We start from the raw sequence: 23,637 nt of genomic DNA, 5'->3' as shown, positions 1-23,637 counted from the left end.
GAATGAAATAAATGAGTATGGTTGATACCACGCCGGGAAAAATTCAGGTTCGTGATTTGAACTTCTACTACGGCAAATTCCATGCACTGAAAAACATCAGCCTGGACATTGCCAAAAATCAGGTAACAGCCTTTATCGGCCCGTCTGGCTGCGGTAAATCTACGCTGCTGCGTACCTTTAACAAAATGTTCGAGCTCTATCCTGAGCAGCGCGCCGAAGGCGAAATCCTGCTGGATGGCGACAACATTCTTACCAATACCCAGGATATCGCGCTGCTGCGCGCGAAGGTCGGGATGGTGTTCCAGAAGCCGACGCCGTTCCCGATGTCGATTTATGACAACATCGCTTTCGGCGTGCGCTTGTTCGAAAAACTCTCCCGCGCAGAAATGGACGAGCGCGTGCAGTGGGCGTTGACCAAGGCCGCATTATGGAACGAAACGAAGGATAAACTGCATCAGAGCGGGTACTCTCTCTCTGGTGGTCAGCAGCAGCGTCTGTGTATTGCTCGTGGTATCGCTATTCGCCCGGAAGTGCTGTTGCTTGATGAACCGTGCTCGGCGCTGGACCCGATTTCAACCGGTCGTATCGAAGAGCTGATTACGGAGCTTAAACAGGATTACACCGTGGTTATCGTGACGCACAACATGCAGCAGGCTGCGCGTTGCTCCGATTACACCGCGTTTATGTATCTTGGCGAGCTTATTGAGTTCAGTAATACGGACGATCTGTTCACTAAGCCGAAGAAGAAACAAACCGAAGACTATATTACCGGGCGCTACGGTTGATATGCCCGAACCGCAAAGGTTTTCGCAACCTTAATCACGTGAAATTTATCGGGCATCTGGAGTTGAACAATGGACAACCTCAACCTTAACAAACACATTTCCGGGCAGTTCAACGCTGAACTGGAAAGCATCCGCACTCAGGTGATGACCATGGGTGGCATGGTGGAGCAGCAGCTTTCTGATGCGATAACCGCCATGCATAATCAGGACAGCGAGCTGGCAAAGCGCGTTGTCGAGGGTGATAAGCAGGTCAATATGATGGAAGTTGCCATCGATGAAGCCTGTGTGCGTATTATCGCCAAGCGTCAGCCGACGGCGAGTGATTTGCGTCTGGTGATGGCTATCATTAAAACCATCGCCGAGCTTGAGCGCATCGGTGACGTGGCGGATAAGATTTGCCGCACGGCGCTGGAGAAATTTTCCCAGCAGCATCAGCCGCTGCTGGTAAGTCTGGAGTCCCTGGGCCGCCACACGGTGCAGATGCTGCATGATGTGCTGGATGCGTTTGCCCGTATGGATCTGGACGAAGCGGTGCGTATCTACCGGGAAGATAAAAAAGTGGATCAGGAGTACGAAGGCATCGTCCGTCAATTAATGACGTATATGATGGAAGATCCACGAACCATCCCAAGCGTGCTGACGGCGCTGTTTTGCGCCCGCTCCATTGAGCGTATCGGCGACCGTTGCCAGAACATCTGTGAATACATTTTTTACTTCGTGAAAGGGCAAGACTTCCGTCACGTTGGCGGCGATGAGCTGGATAAGCTGCTCGCCGGAAAAGATCCCAAAGAGTAACCCTCCCGCCCCCTCGCCCTGAGGGGGTTTTTGTATCTTGTATGTAGCGTTTTTTAAAATACACAAAAGAATCAATTTGTTAAAAATTCCTTTCACTAATTGATGGGCGTAAGTTTCTCTGGCTTTGGGTTGTAATGGCCAGACGTCACGCGCTGCGCTGTTTGCCCTTTGCTTAATCAATTTGCCCTCCGCTCCGTCCAGACCTCTGAATATTTCCCGTAATTACAACAAAATGGATTTTTAACGATGCTCGATAAAATATACCCCGTGAGCCGCACTTCGTGTGCTCTTGTTGAAACCGTCAGCCAAACACAAAAAACCGGAAAAATGGTGCCGCAGCTTACCTCTGTGAGTAACCAGGCCGCGTCGCCTGCGCTTGCCGCTTCGTCTGTTTTACCCGAAGAGACGCCTGTCGATACCTTATATCAGGCGGCAAAACAAAAATTGGCTGAAAAACTTCCGCTGTATAAGGAATACCTTTGTTATGGCAGCAACTTTGAGGATACGGACAAGCTCTTAAAGGCGCTGAGCGCCACGCTGGCACATACGCCGCAGGCTGAGCAGCTCAACGTGCAATTACCGGCCCTCAATTACCTGAGCAGAAAGCTTCAACAGTGGGACGAAAACACAACGCTAACCCCGGCACAGCGAGCGGCGCTGACTCAGCGAAAGGAGGTGATTCAGCGTCTGGTGAGCGCTTTTTGCCGCTTACCCGATCTGCTGCTAAAAACCGACTGGCAAGAGCACTTCGCCGCCACGCGCGCGGCCCGCCAGGGACTGAAAGATACGCTGGAGGAAAGTACTTTACGCCGGTTGCTAAACGGAAAATGCAACGGACAGGAAGAACTCAAAGCGCAAGTTCGCCAGTTGCTTGATGCCTGTCCGCAGCCGGTCGCGCTAAAAGAGCGGCTCGAATACTTTTATGCCACCGGCCTGATGAAGCTCCAGCAGCCGGTGCGTGATGAGCTTAAAGAGCAGATTCGCACCTTGAATGATGTGGTTAAAGCCACCCGGCATCTTATTGCCTGGAGCGATCCTGGTGAAGATACCCGCTTTGTTTCGGCTCCTGGCGAGCTGGCTACTGCGCTTGAGAGGATTGCGCAAGAGCTGGAAAAGCGTCTTGTGGTCATGTGCAGCGCAGAGCATGAGATAAAAAAACCGGTTCGCAACCGGGATCAATGGCTGAGCCATGACGGCATACGCCTTTCGGTGCCGGGAAAGAAACTGGCGCATGCGGCGCAGCGTTTATCGCAAAAGATGTTGCCCGTCGACAAATTAAAATCTCTCAATATCAGCCTGCCATCTACCTCTTTTATGAAACTTTCCCGCGAAGAAAAAGAGCACTGCCTGAGGCTGAAAAAAATCGCCTCGCCCGTGCGGGCAAATGCTGCCTTGTTGCAACAGGCAGCCGGGCGGCTAAAAAAAACCATTCACCAGGCCATCGGTGAAAATATCCGCGCCCTGCCGGGTTCTCACTCCGCTGAAACGGCGCTGTACGCCGAACTGCTGGCATTAACGGAAGATAACGCGCAAACGCGCTTGATGAGCGCAATTCAGGCCGCTCACACTCTTGCAAGCCAGGTGTTAAGTACGTCGGCATTGCTTCATGCGCCCGCAGAAAAAAACAGTTTCCCCAACCTTGTGGCTGAACTTAGCGGCACGCTGACATCTGTTGCGGCATCACTTAGAGACAGCGCTTTACACGCGCAGCACAATTTTCGCCAGCAGAGCGTCATCAGCGCCCTGAATAATGTGGAAAAAACGGCGGGCGATATTTGTGGTTTGCTGGATAACGGCCTGACCGCTGCCACGGGGGTATCGAGCCATGAGGGCCATGTATGGCTTGATAAGCTACAGCTGGACATTCGCAACAACTGGCAAGGCATCACCGGGCTACTCAGCAAAGGTTCGCGGCGCTATCCGGTCATAAAAGACAACACCCGGCAAAGTGCGCAAGAAAAAGCGTTGTATAGCGACATTCACCAGGCCGTACTGCCGCTGCTTAATGAAACAGAAAAATTGCGTCTGGCATGTCGGCAGCTGGAAATGACCGCCGGTAAACGCGGCGTCAGCGATGACGCGTCCCGGGATCAGGCGGCCGAAAAGTGCCGCAGTATTGATTTGGCATATATTCAAAAAGCGGGCGAGGCGGTAATCCGGCGGCTTGGTAAGCAGGATATCGCGGTCTATCAGAAAGGCGATGAATATGTCGGTAATTCGGTCACGCTGGGGAAAATAGTGTCTCGCCTGGCGATGAACCTGGTAAAGGCGGGCGATACCTTACAACAGGCGTCATGGTATGCCGTCTGGGCGCCTGGCAATGACGAACTCAAACTGGCGCTTTCTGAGGTTCGCGGCGAGCTGGAGAGCATCAAAAAAGGATTCAAAGATGTGGTGGAAGCCGCGACCGGAACCCGGCTGCATAATAACCCGCCGGAAGGCATGATAGCGAAAGATGCCGGAGAGTGGCTTGCCAGTTTAAAGCAACAAGGCGCGGAACAAAGCATGATCGAAGACATTACCCGCCAACTTGCTCGCAAGTTTGCCACAGACGACGATCCGGCGGGTAAATTATTTCACCAGCGGGTGGCTCTGGCGATTCGTGATACTGAACTGGAGCAATTACCCTGGCCTTTAACCGCAGAAGAGCATCTTGCCGGTACGAAAACGCAAAAAGACTATACGCTGGCCTGGGCTGAAAAACGCCTGACATACGGATTATTGTACAACGTGCTGATCCACGGCTCGCCAGCAGGCATGTTATCACTGTACAAAAAAACGTTTGTTTCCCCGCTGCGTTTGTTGAATCTCTTCCTCACGCCTTTAAGGATGGAACTGACGCAGCGGAATATTAAGAAGGTAAAGCCGGGCGAAACACGACCCGTCGCGCAACTTGAAGAGTATCGCGCGCGTGAGATATACCAGATGGCTTTCCGTCTGGTTTCAATGGTAATGCCGCAGCTTCCTAAGACTCTCGTTGCACTTGGCATTGCGGGGTACGGGCTGGCAGAAGGGGGAGAATATCGCGATGCATTTTTGCAGCGTGCTGTCTCCAGGCTACCGGCCGATTTGTTCTGGGTAAGCGGGTTTGCGCTGTGGCGGCAGGCGGCAAGCGTTATTGGCGGCAATGTGCATGCTGGCCAAACTGCAATATCACACGAAAGGAAGCAGCTTGCCGAACTGGCTCAGGTAGCGACCTACCCCGCTGCGCTAGCGTTGCAAGGCGCTACCCATGAAGAGAAAGCGCCTTCGTCGGCGAAACCTGTTGCTGGCAGCAGACGGATACCTCGTTCGGTTGTTCTGGATGATTTACGTTTAGCAGCACAGAATAATGCGTATGTTACGGCATCGTTGTCCGCGATAGATAATGAAGAATTGCCGGAGAAAATCTATTCGCGAGAGGAAATAGAAAAACTTATTATTAAAGTAGCAAACAATTATAACTATGTCGATTCTGCCAGTAATATCATCAATTATAAGTATATTGATGAACGGGTGGCTGCGTCAGCGTTCTCTGCGGATGGCGCAGTAAATAATAATTTTTTAATGACACAGGGTGAGTTTAAGTCTTTCTTTAAAGATAAGTTATTGCAAGTGGTATGCCAGCATGATGTCGATAACGCTTTTCACGATTATATTGATAATCTTCTGCAAAAGGTGCTGTCGCAGAAAGAGGTGGAGTATAAAAGAGGAGAGGAAACATATATCAAACTACCTACCGCTATTTTTTATATGTACAACTCAATGCTTAATCATGTCAGGAATTTTGATAAGTACAGTTATTTTGGCAACTTTGAAACAGATGAAATATTAAAGTTCACCCGTCTGAAAAACAGCCTTAAGATTTCCAGTGAATGGGTAAAAGATCATTATCAACAAGATATTGTTAAAGAGTTTGATAAAATCGATGACGTTATTTACCATACGACAGGCATAAACGAAGCTGAGCAGCGAAAACTGCTGGATTATCTTACTCAGCCCGCGCTGGACAAAACATCTGGCCTTTATAAAAAAATCGCTAAAGATATTACAGACAATCATAATCAGTATGATACGCAACACATAATCAGCGGTGTTTATAATAAAACCCTGGATGAAATAAAAAAAGTGATAAACCTTCCTCTTCCTTTTATGAATGAGGAATCAGAAACCGGAAAGTACATCAATACGCTTACTCAGGTATTAAAAAATGCGCAGAACATGTTTGGTGGGCTTTACTATTTTGATAGAGAAGATTCTGTTAATACATCTCTTGCTGATTCGGTTAGAAGCAAGATACTGACAACATATGATGCGCTTGATAAAGCAGGAGGCAGCAGTGGCTATAGTGATGAGGTCGAGAAATTTGCGTCTAACAACACGCTGGCTGATGACAAAAACAAACTGGCTAAAAAATACCGGGCTCTCATTAATAAGCAACTGGATAATTATCTTCGAACTTTAAGTGATAAAGATTTTATCAAAAAACAAACCAGCGTTAACAACAGCAATACAGCTTTTATCGCTGAACTACAGCGGCTGGTGGCGAAAAAAAACTCCCGATACTCTAATAAGAACGAACAGCTTTATGTTACGCTGGATAAATTCTGCAAAGGTAAATTAAGTAAGCAAGATTTCAATTTACAACGAAGTGATATAGTTAAGTTTTTTACTGATAAAACCCTTAAATCTTTTATGAATGATAGCAATTTGCGATCTGACTGGTCTTTATCATTGTTAACGAAACTCTCTGGTATTGATTTCACTAAAATAAATAATAACACAGAACAAGCGCTGTTACATAACGGTGAGTTTGCCAGGCTAAAAAAACACAGCCTGGGAAAATATAACAACGAAACCATTAAATATTTAGAGTATGGTGTAAAGTTGCTATCGCTGAAAAATCCTGATGAAAAGGAGAAAATAATCATCAAAGCCTTAACGGAGAGTCCAGGTACGCCGTTAAATGTGGATGATATCAAGGATGAAAAGGACATTATTCTGCATGAAGATTTTAACCTTGCTCTTGATTTTGTTTCAAAGACACTGCGCGCCGATGATGATATCAAAACGTTCACTGAAAGTGTAATTTCAGAAAAAATAACAAAGCTTGAAAAACAAAAAAAATTGGTCGAGTCTCAACTTTATAAAAGTGGGGTAAGTCAAATCGATTTTGATGTAAATAATTTACGCCTGAAGAAAATTAATATTTCATTGTTAAACCTTAAGCTTGAGTTAAAAGAACGTTTTGAGGTTATAAATTATATTGATGAAATTATTGAAAAATGCCAAAAGGTTAACAATAAATATGTTTCACTTTGCCTTCCGGAAGAACAATCTGCAGACGGTGTTAAAAATATCGAAGATGTAAAAATAGCGGCAATCAAACACTTTTATAATCTAAAAGGTGCGCTAACGACAGAAAAAAAACAGGAGTATCTGAATATTTTTAATGCGCATATTGCGGGAGAGACGGCGGATGCATACCACTTGAAAAATCTCGCTTCGCTGTATTGGGTTATTTTTTATCATCCCTCTTTCACCGATATTACCCAGGATGTGCTGCCCTGGTTTGGTAAAGATAAATCAAGCGGGAAAAGAAAGGATTTTAGCGATATTGTTAACAATGAAAGCAATAGCTTACGTCTTAAAGCATTAGTTTCTTATGCTTCTATCTCCCGATTAAATACTTTACTGGCCAGATATACTGATATTTATCAGCAAAAAGAGGCCTTTGCGGAAGTTATTACCAGTGGCGATAACCTTCCCGGTACCTATTTCTCCATCTCGGATATTAAGAAGCGCTCAGAGATCCCTGGTCGTTCTCTGGAGTCATTTGCGGCACAATTTAGCCGCTATACGCCCGCTGACATGGAAGCGGACATCACCGTGATTACCGGGCAAAGGATACGTAAGTCAGGTGTTGATGTTCGCCAGTTAAGCTTAAAACCCAAAGCTGTATATTCTTTTAAGCATATTGAACGTCCGTGTGGTCAACCGTTATTTGTGCGCGATCGCACTCGTCAGCAACCGAGGGGCAATGACGTCCTTATTGTGGTGATGCAGGATAACAGTATGTTACTTTCTGCTGCCTGGGGTGGCCAAAGCGCTATTTCCTGGCTACCGCCATCAAGTCAGGAGCCAGGCTTAGCGAAGCTGCCTGCGGTAGTTAAAGATCTCGCACCCTGGGCGCTGGATTATCAGTTTAAAAATCGGGATAAACCTGAACAGATGGCAAAATGGCGTAATGCGGTCAGCAACGGTATGTCACTATTTTATCAACTGGACGGCGAGTTAAATTATTCTTTTAATAATTCCACACTCTCTTCGGATTACCTTGTCCTGGATGCGAACGAACTTAATATTCCGGCAGATAAGGATATTTACTCCTGGGCGCGTAAGAATCTTATCCTTTTACAAAAGACGTCCGTTAATGTTGCGGATACCGATACTGTGGAGAACATTTTCCGTCAACAATTTAAAGATTCGCTCAATGAATCTCTCGAAGTCATGAAGGAAGTTTATAATGATCAGGAAGATATTGTTGGCGAGGTTATAAATGCGGCCCCTTTGCCTTTAACCTCTGTGGCGGCAGCTGCTCGTAAATTAATCGATGGGCTTCCTTTAAATGATGCTGATGTTGGGCTGATGATTGCTGATGTCCTGGGGATCAGCGATTATTTTGCCAAAGGCGTCAATACAATAAGAAAAATTAATCTGATAAACAAAACACGCAACGCAATCGGTGCGCTAAAAATCAATAAAAGTACCCTTGCTGCCGATGCTGAAAGTGGACTCGAAAAAGCAGTGCGTGGATCGGTAAGTAATGTGATCAGTAAAAGTTCTCTGTCGGCATTTTTGCCTGGGGGTAAAATTATGAAACCTACGGCAGAACAGTTGCAATATGATTTTTCAGATCTTGCTCTCAGCAATGATGGAAAATTCCTCACGTCAGCGTCACAAGTGCCGCTGAAAAAATCATCTGCACAATCTGCATCAGTGTTTAAAGATGCCAGAGATTTCGCGGATAAATTTTATTACGATGAACTGCGTAAAACCCTGGGTAAAAAAAAGCTGGGCGATTTAGGAATTAAAAGTAGTTATTCAAAAGGTAAAAATTTATTCTTTCAGGGAGATATTGAAGAATATATTGAGTTTGTTGAAATGCACGAGCAAGCAAATATTCTGGCTGACGGGCAATACAGAGATTCACATATTGCTTACGACCAAAAAGTCAATAACGCATATGTACGTTTTAGCCCGGCCACTCAGCATGCTTACATACCGCTGGCAAGTATGCTGGCTGAAGGTAATATCATTTATGGATACGGTATGCCCGGTTTAAGAGAGCTGGAGAAACTGGGTGCTGAAGGAGGGGATTTATTTCATCGGGCGCAGAATATGGTGAATGGCGTCAAATCCGCCGATATGTTGGTCAGCAAAGCTGGACTTATTTTTGATAAGGCTTTTCAACCTGGCAATGAAGCATTATTAAACAATCTGAAAGCAGATATCAGGAACATGTGGGCTGAGCTTGATGAAGTGCAAGTCACCGATATACTGCGAACGATTTCTGCACGTAATAAGCTAATGATAGAGTTGATGGACGGAATAAAAGCGGACAATTTTTCGCGACTCTGTTTTTTTAGCGGATCAGATCCTAATGCACGCACGGTACTGGGGAGAATATACCCAAACGACAGTAGCAGAACGATATACGTTAATATCGGTAATGAGTATTTACCCGCCCATAAACTTATTCTGCATGAGACCTCACATTATGCCTCTACAGAAGACTTTATTTATCAGAATGCCGGAGTGTATGGTGCCGAAATCCCTTTAAAGGATATTTTAACCGCCTGGAAAGGGGCACCGGATATCAATGCCTTTATGGAAGTCGTACCCCGGCAAGCCATTGGCGATTTTCTTGGATTAAGTGAGGAGGAAACGCTTGGGTTGGCGCACTATCAGGCGGTGTTTGAAATTGTGCAATCGCCAAAATTCGTTCCGGAAATGTTGAAAAATAATGCCGACAGTTTTGTTGAAATTATTGAGAATCTTGATAAGAAATATATTGTTAATGATGAAAATCAGATAGTTATAAATCCTTATTTTGCGCGCACGCGATCCGCGAGAGAGGCCACAACCGTTGCTAAAACAAACGAGGCGGATAATAAGGCAAAGCAGTTTATGTTAAAAATTGTCTGGCAGATGGCGCAGGCATGATCGACGGGTTAAAAGGCCGGTGGTGCAGAGAATGGTACTACCGGTCGGTTCTGCGCACATTGCTGACGTATCTGTGCATGATTATCGTTTTTTTAACGCAGATTGCAGGGCGCAATCGTTGCCGTATAAGTAAATTCGATGAAAAAAAATGTGCGCCGGACATCAACTTCGTCGTTTTTTGGTATAGGATAGCGACGAATTTTCCTTCCTTACCCGGAAACAGATAATGAGCCAACAACAGTCTACCCAGGCATCAAGCCAGGGGTTGCTCGACCGCGTGTTTAAACTGCGCGAGCACGGAACTTCGGCCCGCACCGAAGTGATCGCCGGTTTCACCACCTTCCTGACGATGGTGTATATCGTTTTTGTTAACCCGCAGATTTTAGGTGTGGCGGGGATGGACACCAGCGCAGTCTTTGTGACCACCTGCCTGATCGCTGCATTTGGCAGCATTCTGATGGGGCTGGTCGCTAATCTTCCGGTCGCACTGGCACCGGCGATGGGGCTGAACGCCTTCTTTGCTTTTGTGGTTGTGGGCGCAATGGGCCTTTCCTGGCAGATTGGTATGGGCACCATATTCTGGGGCGCGGTTGGTCTGTTGCTGTTAACCCTTTTCCGCGTTCGTTACTGGATGATTGCCAATATCCCGCTGAGTCTGCGCGTGGGGATCACCAGCGGCATAGGTCTGTTTATCGGTATGATGGGCCTGAAAAACGCAGGCGTGATTGTGGCGAATAAAGACACATTGGTAAGCATTGGTAACCTGACATCTCACAGCGTGCTGCTCGGTGTGCTGGGGTTCTTTATCATTGCTATCCTGGCGTCGCGTAACATTCACGCGGCGGTGCTGATCTCTATCGTTGTCACTACGCTGCTGGGCTGGCTGCTGGGTGATGTGCAGTATCACGGTATCGTTTCTGCGCCGCCGAGCGTAGCCACCGTGGTGGGTAACGTTGATTTAGCCGGTTCATTTAACCTTGGCCTGGCTGGCGTCATCTTCTCATTTATGCTGGTCAACCTGTTTGACTCCTCCGGTACGCTGATTGGCGTGACTGATAAAGCAGGCCTGGTCGATGCACGCGGCAAATTCCCGCGTATGAAGCAGGCGCTGTATGTAGACAGCATCTCATCGGTTGCCGGTTCTTTTATTGGCACCTCTTCGGTCACCGCCTATATCGAATCTTCTTCTGGCGTGTCTGTTGGTGGGCGTACTGGTCTGACGGCTGTCGTCGTGGGGCTGCTGTTCCTGCTGGTTATCTTCCTGTCGCCGCTGGCGGGGATGGTGCCGGGCTACGCTGCGGCGGGTGCGCTGATTTATGTTGGCGTGTTGATGACATCAAGCCTGGCGCGCGTGAAGTGGGATGATTTAACCGAGTCCGTCCCGGCGTTTATTACCGCAGTGATGATGCCGTTTAGCTTCTCTATTACTGAGGGGATTGCGCTTGGCTTTATTGCTTACTGTGTGATGAAAATCGGCACCGGCCGCCTGCGCGATCTCAGCCTGTGCGTGGTTGCGGTTGCGCTGCTTTTCCTGCTGAAAATCGTCTTTATTGACGCACATTAATCGTGATGCCCTCTTCGTTATGAAGAGGGCAATCTTCTATCGCTTCACGCGCTGGATAAAGTCGCCAAAAGCAGTTAATTGCCCGGTCAGGTGATCGAGCGTGCTTTGATCGACTACCTCTCCCGTCTGCTGATCCACTTTGTTTTGAATCACGCCGCCCATAAATTCGGGCTTATTCATCACCATGGCATCCAGAAATACCAGAATCTGGCGCAGATGATACTGGCAGCGCGCGCCGCCGATGGCACCCATCGAGCTGGTTTGAATCAGCACCGGCTTACCGGCCAGCGGCTGTTCCGGCAGGCGGGAGAGCCAGTCGATCGCGTTCTTTAACCCGCCGGGAACAGAGTAGTTATATTCCGGCGTAACGATGACCACACCGTCTGCTTCACGGATTTGTGACGCGATAGCCTCCACGGTCTGCGGGAAACCTTCTTCCTGCTGGAGATCGGCGTCATAAAGGGGAATATCGGCGATAGAGGGCAGCGCTGCTATCTCCATACCTGTCGGCGCAACTTTCGGCAGCGTGCGCGCCACCATTGCATTGAATGAAGCTTTACGCAGGCTACCCAGTAGCGTAACGACTTTCAGAGCATCAGACATTATGACTCCTTTAACCTATCAGTTAAAAATCAGCGATTTTTCTGCGGGCAAACTGGTGAATCGCATCAGGCGTGAGGCAGGATCGTTGGCGCGCGTTTGCACGTCGGAAAGGTAACGCCAGCCTTTTTGACTATCGAACTCCCAAATTTTCAGGCTTTCGATTGCCGGGCTGACGGCCACCGACCAGATCAGCACATCCTCTGCATCGCTCATCACTTCAACCTGCGTCAGACCGGTCACACGCAGTCGCCCGGCCCCGGGTAAAAGCTGTAGCTGTTGGGGATCGTCCTGCATACGATGAATCAGCTTCATCACACACTGGCGCAGTGTCAGGATCTGGGTTTGCGCTTCATTAGGATCGTTTTGATTATTGATCCATAACTGTTCTGTATTCGTTAAACGCGGCGGTTTTTGCCCGTGCGGGCTATGAAAGCCACGGGTGGCTCGCTGGAGTTCCATATCAAGGCCGCATTCACCTTCAGTGGTAATCGCGGCGCCGACCATGTTTCCCGCATAGGCTAACGAAAAATGCGGCAGGCTGGTATCTGCAAACTTCGGGCGCCCGCTGGGCTCGACAATAATCTCCGGCAGCTCGCTGATACCATAGAGCATAAATATCATTTCGGCGAGTAAAGCGCGGGAGGCAAGAAAACGTGAGCGACGGTGTTCCGGCAACTGACTGGCAATATCATAACTGGCCTGAGGGATTCGGTTTGAGACGAGATGCCCTTCTGACAGGATCCCTCTTGCAAAATGCGTTGCCATTTTTCGCTCCGTGATAATGGTCTGAAAATAATCAATCGATAATTTATATTATCGCGCAAACTGTCCAGGTTTTAATGCGGAAATTCGTTTCAGAAAAGTCCTGGTTGGATATATTTAAACATTATCCAGACGATTATAGGAAATTTGTAAACATCAGGCTTTGGCAGCGATTTGTGGCGATTGGCTCAGAATCGGCCGTTAAAACGGCCGTTCTGCGATTATTTACCAATACAAAAACTGGAAAATATACGTCCTAATAAATCATCTGAGGTAAATTCGCCGGTAATTTCACTCAGGCTCTGCTGAGCAAGACGAAGCTCTTCTGCCAGCAGTTCGCCCGCCCAGGCACCCAACAGCTGCGCTTTACCCTGCTGCAAATGTTCTGCGGCTTTTTCCAGCGCCTGCAAGTGACGGCGGCGCGCCAGGAAGCCTCCTTCCATGCTGGTATCAAAGCCCATGCTCTGCTTTAAGTGCTGGCGCAGAACATCAACGCCTTCACCAGTACGTGCCGAGAGACGTACAAGTGAGTGATTATTCACTTCGCTGATGCCCAGCGTTTCGCCGGTGATATCGGCTTTATTTCGCACAACGGTGATGGGTAAACGCCCCGGCAAGCGTGCAATAAAGTCCGGCCAGATGTCCTGCGGATCAACCGCATCGGTGGTGGTGCCATCAACCATAAACAGTACCCGGTCGGCCTGCTCAATTTCCTGCCAGGCACGTTCGATACCGATACGTTCCACTTCGTCGCTGGCTTCGCGCAATCCCGCGGTATCGATAATGTGCAGCGGCATCCCGTCGATATGGATATGCTCGCGCAGCACGTCGCGCGTGGTACCGGCGATATCCGTAACGATAGCCGCTTCACGCCCGGCCAGCGCGTTTAACAGGCTCGATTTACCTGCGTTAGGGCGACCGGCTATCACTACCTTCATGCCTTCGCGCAGCAGGCTGCCCTGGCGCGCTTCGGCCCGCACTGCATCCAGATCGGTAATCACGTTGTTTAGCTGGGCTTCTATTTTGCCATCGGAGAGAAAGTCGATTTCTTCATCCGGGAAATCAATCGCTGCTTCCACATAGATGCGCAGGTGAGTAAGTGCTTCCACCAGATGATTTACGCGTGCGGAAAACGCCCCCTGTAACGAGTTCAACGCGGAGCGCGCCGCCTGTTCGGAACTGGCGTCAATCAGGTCGGCAATCGCCTCAGCCTGGGCTAAATCGAGCTTATCATTGAGAAAGGCGCGCTCGGAGAACTCGCCAGGGTTAGCGATGCGCAATCCCGGCAGGGTTAAAATGCGTTTTAACAGTAAATCAAGGATCACCGGGCCGCCGTGGCCTTGCAGCTCCAGCACGTCTTCGCCAGTAAAGGAGTTTGGCCCCGGAAACCACAAAGCAATTCCCTGGTCCAGCGCGGTGCCGTCGGCATCCAGAAAGGGCAGATAATCGGCATAACGCGGCTTGGGTAATTTGCCTAATACGGCCTGTGCGACGTCGCGCGCTTTGGTGCCAGAAATACGCAAAATGCCCACACCACCGCGTCCCGGTGGGGTTGCCTGGGCGACGATAGTGTCGTTATGGCTCATAGTTTTTTTCCGATACCTCAAAATAAGAAAGGCGGTCTGATGACCGCCTTGTCTGATTAAAGAATGAAGCTATTTATCAGGGCTTCTTCTTCTCGCGGCTGTGCAGGCCACGTTTTTCCAGCCCGCGGTAAATCAGCTGTTGCTGAATGATGGTCACCAGGTTGCTGACGATATAGTACAGCACCAGACCTGACGGGAACCACAGGAAGAACACCGTGAAGATGACCGGCATAAAGGTCATTATCTTCTGCTGCATCGGGTCGGTTACCGTGGTCGGCGACATCTTCTGGATGAAGAACATCGTCACGCCCATCAGAATCGGCAGGATGTAGTACGGGTCTTGTGCAGACAGGTCATGAATCCACAGCGCGAACGGCGCATGGCGCAGCTCAACGGAGCCCATCAGCATATAGTACAACGCAAGGAAGATAGGCATCTGGATAAGCAGCGGGAAGCAGCCGCCCAGCGGGTTCACTTTCTCTGCTTTGTACAGCGCCATCATCTCCTGACTCATACGCTGTTTGTCATCACCCAGACGCTCACGCATAGCCTGAATTTTCGGCTGCAGCATGCGCATCTTCGCCATGGAGGTGTACTGCGCTTTGGTCAGCGGGTACATGATGCCACGCACGATAAAGGTGATAGCGATGATGGAGAAGCCCCAGTTACCCAGGAAGCTATGGATCCACTTCAGCAGTTTGAACAACGGCTGAGAGATAAACCACAGCCAGCCGTAATCCACGGTTAAATCCAGGTGCGGCGCAACGGCTGCCATCTTGTCCTGAATTTCCGGGCCGACCCACAGGGTGCTGCTCAGCGTGCCAGTCTGGCCTGGCTGAACTTTCACCGGCTGAGACTTGTAACCGATAGCCGCAACGCCGTTACCCAAATTGCTGGTATAGAAGTTGTTTGCGCCAGCGGTACGTGGAACCCACGCAGTCGCAAAGTACTGTTGCAGCATCGCAACCCAGCCGCCATTAGAGGTGACGTTCAGGTTTTCGTTATCCGCGATGGTGTCGAATTTGTACTTCTCATACTTCTCGTCAGGCGTGGAGTAAGCCGCGCCACGGAAGGTATGCAGCGCAAAGTTGCTGCTACCGGTATCACGATGCGACGGCAGATCAATAGTCTGCTTCAGCTGGCCGAAGCTTGCCACTTCCAGCGGTTTTGCGCCCACGTTCTGCACGTTGTAATCAACATTCACCGAATATTCACCGCGTTTGAGCGTGAATGTTTTGGTGAAGGTGTTGCCGTTTGCATCGGTGTAAGTCAGCGGGATCGCCAGTTCGTTCTGGCCATCAGCCAGTACAAACGCATCTTTTTCCACGTTATACAGCGGGCGTGGGCCGTTGTCCGGGTTATCCGGGCCATCACGACCGGTCAAGCCACTTTGTGCCTGGTAAACAAACTGAGGCGTCGTTTCCAGTAACTGGAACGGCTCGCTGGAGCCCAGCTCTTTCGGGTAACCCGGAAGCAGTGCCTGCTCAACATCACCACCACGGGTGTTGATGGTCAGCTCAAGCACATCGGTTTTAACCGTAATCAGTTTTCCCTGGCCACTGGCCGGTACGCTCTGGTCGGCTGCGCTACCCGCTGCGGTGGTCGTAGTCTGCGTGGTCTGCTGCGTTTGAGGAGGATTTTTATCCTGCTCCCACGCTTGCCAGATCATGAAAGACACGAACAACAAAGCGATGATAAAAAGATTGCGTTGCGAATCCATCGTTAGTGTTCTCTGGTTTTAGAAGGCCCTGGCGGGACGGGATCGTCTCCACCCGGGTGTAAAGGGTGGCATTTTAATACGCGTTTCACTGTCAACCAACTGCCTTTTATCACTCCAAACCTGCGCAATGCCTCAATTCCATAGTGAGAGCAGGTTGGTGTGAAACGGCAATGCGGCCCGAGTAGAGGACTAACCAGGCGTTGATAGACCCGAATGAGGGCAATCAGGAGCCTTGAGCCAGGCGACAATGGCGGCGCCATAGTTTTTCCAACGCTTCCGAGAGAGCACGGTTATCGAGGTCGGCAACCCCTTTCTTCGCCACCACCACAAAATCCATTGCAGGCAGTTCATGCTGACGTAAACGAAAGCTTTCACGCGTCAGACGTTTGATCCGATTGCGCTCATGGGCTCGTTTAACATTTTTTTTGGCGACGGTAAGACCGATACGGGGATGCCCCAGCGAATTCAGGCGGCCGAGGATGGTGATTTGCGGCGTGCCAGCCCGTTGTGGCTGCTGGAAGACGAATGTGAAATGAGTGGGAGTTAACAAACGTAACTCCCTGGGAAAAGCGAGCTTAACCACTCAGGGGTTAGCTTTATTACTTGGAAACGGTCAGACGTGCGCGGCCTTTAGCGCGACGACGAGCCAGAACCTGGCGACCATTTTTAGTAGCCATACGAGCACGGAAGCCGTGAGAACGGTTGCGCTTCAGTACAGACGGTTGAAAAGTGCGTTTCATGGCGATTTCTACCTAAACTTGAATAAATTCACTGACTTTTGCGTATGCCTGGACAGTTATCGAACGACAGGCGCGTAAGTCATGGGTAATTAAAGAGGCCGGATTGTAATAATTGTACACTCCGGAGTCAATTCACTTTCCTTATAGCGCACCTATTTTTGCACAGGTTTGTGCAAAATATAAGCAGCGTTCGACGACTAAAAAGAGCATAACGCGCCGGGGGCTGAATTATACGTAGCTAATAGTAAAGCGCAAGGATCGGCCCGGATCTTCATTAGATCGATTAAGCCAAAAATTGTCCTTACTCATTAAATTTTCCAATATGCGGCGTAAATCGTGCCGCACGCCTGCCTGATCGTTTACACTTACCCGGTTCGGAATTGCCCTGTGGATAAATAGTGAAGAATCTGTGATAAACAGAAGATCTCTGCCTCGGTTTACGTTATGATCCGCGGTTCCGATCGCGATCCGGGATCGTGAACAGGGCAAAAACCGCAAAGAGCGGTTCGCACGTCACCCGGTTGGGTCTTATCGACGTGTGTCAAAAAACATTAATGTTTCTGTCTTTACTATTTATCGATTTTCGTTCGAGTGGAGTCCGCCGTGTCACTTTCGCTTTGGCAGCAGTGTCTTGCCCGATTGCAGGATGAGTTACCAGCCACAGAATTCAGCATGTGGATACGCCCGTTGCAGGCGGAATTGAGCGATAACACGCTGGCTTTGTATGCGCCAAACCGTTTTGTGCTCGATTGGGTAAGAGATAAGTACCTCAATAATATCAACGGGCTGCTGAATGATTTCTGCGGTACGGATGCCCCACAGCTGCACTTTGAGGTCGGCTCGCGCCCGGCCAACCAGACCCTGAAAGAACCGGCAAACCTTGCAGCGCCTGCCCAGGCCGCGCAGGTCGTTGTCCAGCGTGCAGCGCCAGCCGCGCGCTCAGGCTGGGACAATGTTCCGGCACCGGCGGAACCGACTTATCGCTCTAACGTAAACGTCAAACATACCTTTGATAACTTCGTCGAAGGTAAATCCAACCAGCTGGCGCGCGCTGCGGCCCGCCAGGTTGCTGACAACCCAGGCGGCGCTTATAACCCGCTGTTTTTATATGGCGGCACCGGTCTGGGTAAAACGCACCTTTTGCACGCCGTGGGTAACGGCATCGTAGCGCGTAAGCCCAATGCAAAAGTGGTGTATATGCACTCCGAACGCTTTGTCCAGGATATGGTAAAAGCGTTGCAAAACAATGCTATCGAAGAGTTTAAACGCTACTACCGCTCCGTTGATGCATTGCTTATCGATGATATTCAGTTCTTTGCCAATAAAGAGCGATCCCAGGAAGAGTTCTTCCATACCTTCAACGCATTGCTGGAAGGTAATCAACAGATAATCCTGACCTCGGATCGTTATCCCAAAGAGATTAACGGTGTTGAGGATCGTCTTAAGTCCCGTTTCGGCTGGGGCTTAACTGTGGCGATCGAACCGCCGGAGCTGGAAACACGCGTTGCTATCCTGATGAAAAAGGCGGACGAAAACGATATCCGTCTGCCGGGTGAAGTCGCCTTCTTTATTGCCAAGCGTCTGCGCTCAAATGTGCGTGAGCTGGAAGGTGCGCTGAACCGCGTCATTGCTAACGCTAACTTCACGGGCCGCGCTATCACCATTGATTTTGTGCGTGAAGCGCTGCGCGATCTGCTGGCACTGCAGGAAAAGCTGGTCACCATCGACAATATCCAGAAGACGGTGGCAGAGTACTACAAGATCAAGGTGGCGGATCTGCTGTCAAAGCGCCGCTCCCGTTCGGTAGCGCGTCCGCGCCAGATGGCGATGGCGCTGGCGAAAGAGCTGACCAACCACAGTCTGCCGGAAATCGGCGATGCGTTTGGCGGCCGGGACCATACTACCGTACTCCATGCCTGCCGTAAGATTGAGCAGTTGCGTGAAGAAAGCCATGATATAAAAGAAGATTTTTCCAATTTAATCAGAACACTATCTTCGTGACGCTATGAAATTTACCGTTGAACGTGAACATTTACTAAAGCCGCTGCAACAGGTTAGCGGCCCGCTGGGCGGACGCCCTACGTTACCGATCCTCGGTAATCTGCTGCTTCAGGTTACCGAAGGCGCGTTGTCGCTTACCGGAACCGATCTCGAAATGGAGATGGTGGCGCGTCTTTCGCTTGGGCAGCCACACGAGCCAGGCGCAACAACCGTACCGGCGCGGAAATTTTTTGATATCTGCCGTGGCTTGCCTGAAGGCGCAGAGATTGCCGTGCAGCTGGAAGGCGAAAGGATGCTGATTCGTTCCGGTCGCAGCCGTTTTTCACTTTCCACGCTGCCTGCTGCCGACTTCCCGAACCTGGACGACTGGCAGAGCGAGGTAGAGTTTACGCTACCGCAGGCCACCATGAAGCGCCTGATCGAAGCCACGCAGTTTTCTATGGCTCACCAGGATGTACGTTACTACCTGAACGGCATGCTGTTTGAGACCGAGGGCGAGGAGCTGCGTACCGTCGCGACGGACGGGCACCGCCTGGCGGTTTGCTCGATGCCAATCGGTGAGGCGCTGCCGAACCATTCGGTGATCGTGCCGCGAAAAGGCGTCATTGAGCTGATGCGTATGCTGGACGGCGGCGACACACCGCTGCGTGTGCAAATCGGCAGCAATAATATCCGCGCTCACGTGGGTGATTTCATCTTCACATCGAAGCTGGTTGACGGTCGTTTCCCGGATTATCGCCGCGTATTGCCGAAGAACCCGGACAAAACTCTGGAAGCAGGCTGCGATCTGCTGAAGCAGGCGTTTGCCCGCGCGGCCATTCTCTCTAACGAGAAGTTCCGCGGCGTGCGTTTGTACGTCAGTGAAAACCAGATCAAAATCACGGCAAATAACCCGGAGCAGGAAGAAGCTGAAGAGTTTCTTGACGTCACCTACGCAGGCAGCGAAATGGAGATCGGCTTCAACGTAAGCTACGTGCTGGACGTTCTCAATGTACTGAAGTGCGAAAATGTGCGGATATTGCTGACGGATTCAGTTTCGAGCGTGCAGATTGAGGATGCGGCTTCACAGAGCGCGGCCTATGTTGTCATGCCTATGCGTTTGTAGCCCATAAAGGGGCTGGTTTACTTGCCATTTCGCCTCCCGGCAGTGCTCGAAATGCTCACGTACTCTGTGTACGCTCCGCTTTTTGCGCGCTGGCGGTAGACGAACTGGCTGCGACACTCACGCCCCTGGACTTAGGCCCGGAATCGTTTTATATGTCATTGACCCGCCTTCTTATTAAAGATTTCCGCAACATAGAAAATGCGGATCTTGCGCTCTCTCCTGGCTTTAATTTCCTGGTTGGAACCAACGGCAGCGGAAAAACCAGCGTGCTGGAAGCTATCTACACGCTGGGACATGGCCGCGCTTTTCGCAGCCTACAGATAGGGCGGGTTATCCGTCATGAACAGGACGCTTTTGTTCTGCACGGCCGATTGCAGGGCGAAGAGCGCGAAACCGCTATTGGACTGACCAAAGATAAGCAGGGTGACAGCAAAGTACGCATTGATGGTACGGATGGGCACAAAGTCGCGGAACTGGCGCTGTTGATGCCGATGCAACTGATTACGCCGGAGGGGTTTACTTTACTCAACGGCGGCCCCAAATACAGAAGAGCATTCATTGACTGGGGATGCTTTCACAACGAAGCCGGGTTTTTTTCCGCCTGGAGCAATCTCAAACGCCTGGTGAAACAGCGTAACGCCGCGTTGCGCCAGGTGAGTCATTACGCACAGCTGCGCCCGTGGGATAAAGAGCTGATCCCGCTGGCGGAGCAGATAAGCCGCTGGCGCGCCGAGTACAGCGCGGCGATCGCCGAAGATATGGCGGATACCTGCCAACAATTTTTGCCGGAATTTTCCCTGACCTTCTCATTCCAGCGCGGATGGGAAAAAGAGACGGACTACGCCGAGGTGCTGGAGCGCAGTTTTGAGCGCGACCGCATGTTGACCTATACCGCCCACGGTCCGCATAAAGCGGATTTCCGCATTCGTGCCGACGGTGCGCCGGTAGAAGATACGCTGTCGCGCGGGCAGCTCAAACTCCTGATGTGCGCGCTGCGCCTGGCGCAGGGGGAGTTTTTAACGCGTGAAAGCGGACGACGCTGTTTATACCTTATAGATGATTTTGCCTCGGAGCTTGATGACGAAAAGCGCGGGTTATTAGCCAGCCGGTTAAAAGCCACGCAGTCGCAAGTTTTCGTCAGCGCTATCAGCGCTGAACACGTTATGGACATGTCGGACAAAAATTCGAAGATGTTCACCGTGGAAAAGGGTAAAATAACGGATTAACCCAAGTTTAAATGAGCGAGAAACGTTGATGTCGAATTCTTATGACTCCTCCAGTATCAAAGTCCTGAAAGGGCTGGATGCGGTGCGTAAGCGCCCGGGTATGTATATCGGCGACACGGATGACGGCACCGGTCTGCACCACATGGTATTCGAGGTGGTAGATAACGCTATCGACGAAGCGCTCGCGGGTCACTGTAAAGATATTATCGTCACTATCCATGCCGATAACTCAGTTTCCGTACAGGATGATGGCCGTGGTATTCCCACCGGTATTCACCCGGAAGAGGGCGTATCGGCGGCAGAAGTGATCATGACCGTACTGCACGCGGGCGGTAAATTTGATGATAACTCCTATAAAGTTTCTGGTGGTCTGCACGGCGTAGGTGTTTCCGTGGTGAACGCCCTGTCGCAGAAGCTGGAGCTGGTGATTCATCGCGATGGCAAAATTCATCGCCAGATTTACGAGCATGGCGTGCCGCAGGCACCGCTGGGCGTCACCGGGGATACCGAAAAAACCGGTACGATGGTGCGTTTCTGGCCGAGCCTCGAAACCTTTACGAACGTTACCGAGTTTGAGTACGAAATTCTTGCCAAGCGTCTGCGCGAGCTGTCGTTCCTCAACTCCGGCGTCTCTATTCGCCTGCGCGACAAGCGTGACGGCAAAGAAGATCACTTCCACTATGAAGGCGGTATCCGGGCGTTTGTTGAGTATCTCAACAAAAACAAAACGCCTATCCACCCGAACATTTTCTATTTCTCTACCGAAAAAGACGGTATTGGCGTGGAAGTGGCGCTGCAATGGAACGACGGTTTCCAGGAAAACATTTACTGCTTTACCAACAACATTCCACAGCGCGATGGCGGTACTCACCTGGCGGGCTTTCGCGCGGCGATGACCCGTACGCTGAACGCCTATATGGATAAAGAAGGCTACAGCAAGAAAGCGAAAGTCAGCGCGACCGGCGACGATGCCCGTGAAGGCCTGATAGCTGTGGTTTCTGTCAAAGTGCCGGACCCGAAATTCTCCTCGCAGACCAAAGATAAACTGGTGTCGTCTGAGGTGAAATCAGCGGTAGAGCAGCAGATGAACGAGCTGCTCAGCGAATATCTGCTGGAAAATCCGTCTGACGCGAAAATCGTGGTCGGGAAAATTATCGATGCGGCCCGTGCGCGTGAAGCGGCGCGTAAAGCGCGTGAAATGACCCGTCGTAAAGGCGCGTTGGATCTGGCCGGTCTGCCGGGCAAGCTGGCGGATTGCCAGGAGCGCGACCCGGCGCTGTCTGAACTCTACCTGGTGGAAGGGGACTCCGCGGGCGGTTCTGCGAAGCAGGGCCGTAACCGTAAAAACCAGGCAATTTTGCCGCTGAAAGGTAAAATCCTCAACGTTGAGAAAGCGCGCTTTGACAAAATGCTTTCGTCGCAGGAAGTCGCTACGCTTATTACCGCGCTCGGCTGTGGTATTGGTCGTGACGAGTACAACCCGGACAAACTGCGTTATCACAGCATTATTATCATGACCGATGCGGACGTCGATGGTTCGCACATCCGTACTCTGCTGCTGACCTTCTTCTATCGTCAGATGCCGGAAATCGTTGAGCGCGGGCACGTTTATATCGCTCAGCCGCCGCTGTACAAAGTGAAGAAAGGCAAGCAGGAACAGTACATTAAAGATGATGACGCGATGGATCAGTACCAGATCTCTATCGCGCTTGATGGCGCAACCCTGCATACCACCGAAGGCGCGCCGGCGCTGCAAGGCGAAGCGCTGGAAAAAATGGTTTCTGAGTACAACGCCACGCAGAAGATGATCACGCGTATGGAGCGCCGTTTCCCGCGTGCCCTGCTGAAAGAACTCATCTATCAGCCGACGCTCACAGAAGCGGATCTCAGCGATGAGCAAGCAGTGACCCGCTGGGTTTCTCAGCTGGTTAGCGTGCTGAACGAGAACGAAACGCATGGCAGCGTGTGGAAGTACGACATTCGCGAGAATGCAGAACTGAACCATTTTGAGCCGGTGATCCGCGTGCGTACGCACGGTGTGGATACCGACTATCCGCTGGATAACGAGTTTATTACCGGTGGCGAGTACCGTCGTATCTGCACGCTGGGCGAGAAGCTGCGCGGCCTTATCGAAGACGATGCCTTTATTGAACGTGGCGATCGCCGCCAGCCGGTTGCCAGCTTCGAGCAGGCGCTGGACTGGCTGGTGAAAGAGTCCCGTCGCGGCCTCTCCATCCAGCGTTATAAAGGTCTGGGCGAGATGAACCCGGATCAGCTATGGGAAACCACAATGGACCCGGACAGTCGCCGTATGCTGCGCGTCACGGTAAAAGATGCGATTGCTGCCGATCAGTTATTTACCACGCTGATGGGTGACGCGGTAGAACCTCGTCGCGCCTTTATCGAAGAGAACGCCCTGAAAGCCGCGAATATCGACATCTGATTTTTAGCGCTTGTTACTCTCAGGCCCGGTACGCTTCGCGTTACCGGGCTTTTTTATGCATGAATTATTCAAATGAGGAATCTTTCGCCCTGTTTCCATCCT

At 50.5% G+C, this 23,637-nt stretch carries 16 protein-coding genes; 8 read left to right on the top strand and 8 right to left on the bottom strand.

What is annotated here, in order from left to right; genetic code table 11:
* Positions 1-17 precede the first annotated feature (17 nt).
* The 4 genes from pstB (at position 18) to ACTU3N_RS12685 (ending at position 11,349) form a co-directional block, all read left to right on the top strand.
* On the top strand, positions 18-785 hold the full coding sequence (gene pstB / locus ACTU3N_RS12700; protein ID WP_443086528.1) for a phosphate ABC transporter ATP-binding protein PstB: 768 nt from the start codon (positions 18-20) through the stop codon (positions 783-785).
* A 69-nt stretch (positions 786-854) separates the two neighbouring features.
* Positions 855-1,580 carry a phosphate signaling complex protein PhoU gene (gene phoU / locus ACTU3N_RS12695; protein ID WP_086872200.1) on the top strand — a complete coding sequence of 242 codons (726 nt, stop codon included), beginning with the start codon at positions 855-857 and terminating at the stop codon, positions 1,578-1,580.
* A 246-nt stretch (positions 1,581-1,826) separates the two neighbouring features.
* The gene (locus tag ACTU3N_RS12690; RefSeq protein ID WP_443086491.1) at positions 1,827-9,785 is read left to right on the top strand and encodes a hypothetical protein; all 7,959 of its coding nucleotides are present in this window, start codon (positions 1,827-1,829) and stop codon (positions 9,783-9,785) included.
* Between the two features lie 226 nt (positions 9,786-10,011).
* Entirely contained in the window at positions 10,012-11,349 is a 1,338-nt protein-coding gene (locus tag ACTU3N_RS12685; RefSeq protein ID WP_443086490.1) for an NCS2 family permease, read from the top strand.
* Between the two features lie 36 nt (positions 11,350-11,385).
* Here the strand turns inward: ACTU3N_RS12685 and ACTU3N_RS12680 are convergent, their stop codons facing one another.
* The 8 genes from ACTU3N_RS12680 to ACTU3N_RS12645 form a co-directional block, all read right to left on the bottom strand.
* Entirely contained in the window at positions 11,386-11,952 is a 567-nt protein-coding gene (locus tag ACTU3N_RS12680; RefSeq protein ID WP_443086489.1) for an NADPH-dependent FMN reductase, read from the bottom strand.
* An 18-nt stretch (positions 11,953-11,970) separates the two neighbouring features.
* The gene (locus ACTU3N_RS12675; RefSeq protein ID WP_443086488.1) at positions 11,971-12,717 is read right to left on the bottom strand and encodes a 4'-phosphopantetheinyl transferase family protein; all 747 of its coding nucleotides are present in this window, start codon (positions 12,715-12,717) and stop codon (positions 11,971-11,973) included.
* A gap of 218 nt (positions 12,718-12,935) precedes the next feature.
* Complete coding sequence (gene mnmE / locus ACTU3N_RS12670) at positions 12,936-14,300, bottom strand: tRNA uridine-5-carboxymethylaminomethyl(34) synthesis GTPase MnmE (RefSeq protein ID WP_443086487.1); 1,365 nt, start codon at positions 14,298-14,300, stop codon at positions 12,936-12,938.
* Between the two features lie 76 nt (positions 14,301-14,376).
* The gene (gene yidC / locus ACTU3N_RS12665; RefSeq protein ID WP_443086486.1) at positions 14,377-16,020 is read right to left on the bottom strand and encodes a membrane protein insertase YidC; all 1,644 of its coding nucleotides are present in this window, start codon (positions 16,018-16,020) and stop codon (positions 14,377-14,379) included.
* A 2-nt stretch (positions 16,021-16,022) separates the two neighbouring features.
* Positions 16,023-16,280 (bottom strand): membrane protein insertion efficiency factor YidD, encoded by a 258-nt coding sequence (yidD, locus tag ACTU3N_RS12660; protein WP_443086485.1) that lies wholly within the window; start codon positions 16,278-16,280, stop codon positions 16,023-16,025.
* Complete coding sequence (rnpA, locus tag ACTU3N_RS12655) at positions 16,244-16,603, bottom strand: ribonuclease P protein component (RefSeq protein ID WP_017458071.1); 360 nt, start codon at positions 16,601-16,603, stop codon at positions 16,244-16,246. The genes yidD and rnpA overlap by 37 nt, the downstream gene beginning before the upstream one ends.
* Before the next feature lie 16 nt (positions 16,604-16,619).
* Complete coding sequence (gene rpmH / locus ACTU3N_RS12650; protein WP_000831330.1) at positions 16,620-16,760, bottom strand: 50S ribosomal protein L34; 141 nt, start codon at positions 16,758-16,760, stop codon at positions 16,620-16,622.
* 228 nt (positions 16,761-16,988) lie between these two features.
* Positions 16,989-17,069 (bottom strand): hypothetical protein, encoded by an 81-nt coding sequence (locus ACTU3N_RS12645; RefSeq protein WP_443086527.1) that lies wholly within the window; start codon positions 17,067-17,069, stop codon positions 16,989-16,991.
* Positions 17,070-17,363: 294 nt separating this feature from the next.
* On the opposite strand from ACTU3N_RS12645, the gene dnaA reads away from it, so the two are divergent.
* The 4 genes from dnaA (at position 17,364) to gyrB (ending at position 23,535) form a co-directional block, all read left to right on the top strand.
* Positions 17,364-18,761 carry a chromosomal replication initiator protein DnaA gene (gene dnaA, locus ACTU3N_RS12640; RefSeq protein WP_443086484.1) on the top strand — a complete coding sequence of 466 codons (1,398 nt, stop codon included), beginning with the start codon at positions 17,364-17,366 and terminating at the stop codon, positions 18,759-18,761.
* Between the two features lie 4 nt (positions 18,762-18,765).
* Positions 18,766-19,866, top strand: a complete 1,101-nt coding sequence (gene dnaN, locus ACTU3N_RS12635) for a DNA polymerase III subunit beta (RefSeq protein WP_443086483.1) — start codon at positions 18,766-18,768, stop codon at positions 19,864-19,866.
* A 152-nt stretch (positions 19,867-20,018) separates the two neighbouring features.
* The gene (recF, locus tag ACTU3N_RS12630; protein ID WP_443086482.1) at positions 20,019-21,092 is read left to right on the top strand and encodes a DNA replication/repair protein RecF; all 1,074 of its coding nucleotides are present in this window, start codon (positions 20,019-20,021) and stop codon (positions 21,090-21,092) included.
* A gap of 28 nt (positions 21,093-21,120) precedes the next feature.
* Positions 21,121-23,535 carry a DNA topoisomerase (ATP-hydrolyzing) subunit B gene (gene gyrB, locus ACTU3N_RS12625; protein ID WP_443086481.1) on the top strand — a complete coding sequence of 805 codons (2,415 nt, stop codon included), beginning with the start codon at positions 21,121-21,123 and terminating at the stop codon, positions 23,533-23,535.
* Positions 23,536-23,637: the final 102 nt, after the last annotated feature.

It is taken from the genome of Vagococcus sp. WN89Y, assembly GCF_052220145.1.
Classification (GTDB): domain Bacteria; phylum Pseudomonadota; class Gammaproteobacteria; order Enterobacterales; family Enterobacteriaceae; genus Kosakonia.
The sequence above is the reverse complement of the archived record's forward strand: the minus strand, read 5'-3'. Positions and strand labels throughout refer to the sequence as shown.

What these genes read in the sequence shown, in the direction of transcription:
- recF (WP_443086482.1), top strand. Translation starts at nt 20,019, where the DNA reads ATGTCATTGACCCGCCTTCTTATTAAAGATTTCCGCAACATAGAAAAT.
- yidC (WP_443086486.1), bottom strand. Translation starts at nt 16,020, where the DNA reads ATGGATTCGCAACGCAATCTTTTTATCATCGCTTTGTTGTTCGTGTCT.
- mnmE (WP_443086487.1), bottom strand. Translation starts at nt 14,300, where the DNA reads ATGAGCCATAACGACACTATCGTCGCCCAGGCAACCCCACCGGGACGC.
- ACTU3N_RS12645 (WP_443086527.1), bottom strand. Translation starts at nt 17,069, where the DNA reads ATGAGTAAGGACAATTTTTGGCTTAATCGATCTAATGAAGATCCGGGC.
- rpmH (WP_000831330.1), bottom strand. Translation starts at nt 16,760, where the DNA reads ATGAAACGCACTTTTCAACCGTCTGTACTGAAGCGCAACCGTTCTCAC.
- ACTU3N_RS12685 (WP_443086490.1), top strand. Translation starts at nt 10,012, where the DNA reads ATGAGCCAACAACAGTCTACCCAGGCATCAAGCCAGGGGTTGCTCGAC.
- pstB (WP_443086528.1), top strand. Translation starts at nt 18, where the DNA reads ATGGTTGATACCACGCCGGGAAAAATTCAGGTTCGTGATTTGAACTTC.
- gyrB (WP_443086481.1), top strand. Translation starts at nt 21,121, where the DNA reads ATGTCGAATTCTTATGACTCCTCCAGTATCAAAGTCCTGAAAGGGCTG.
- ACTU3N_RS12675 (WP_443086488.1), bottom strand. Translation starts at nt 12,717, where the DNA reads ATGGCAACGCATTTTGCAAGAGGGATCCTGTCAGAAGGGCATCTCGTC.
- ACTU3N_RS12680 (WP_443086489.1), bottom strand. Translation starts at nt 11,952, where the DNA reads ATGTCTGATGCTCTGAAAGTCGTTACGCTACTGGGTAGCCTGCGTAAA.
- phoU (WP_086872200.1), top strand. Translation starts at nt 855, where the DNA reads ATGGACAACCTCAACCTTAACAAACACATTTCCGGGCAGTTCAACGCT.
- dnaN (WP_443086483.1), top strand. Translation starts at nt 18,766, where the DNA reads ATGAAATTTACCGTTGAACGTGAACATTTACTAAAGCCGCTGCAACAG.
- ACTU3N_RS12690 (WP_443086491.1), top strand. Translation starts at nt 1,827, where the DNA reads ATGCTCGATAAAATATACCCCGTGAGCCGCACTTCGTGTGCTCTTGTT.
- yidD (WP_443086485.1), bottom strand. Translation starts at nt 16,280, where the DNA reads ATGGCGCCGCCATTGTCGCCTGGCTCAAGGCTCCTGATTGCCCTCATT.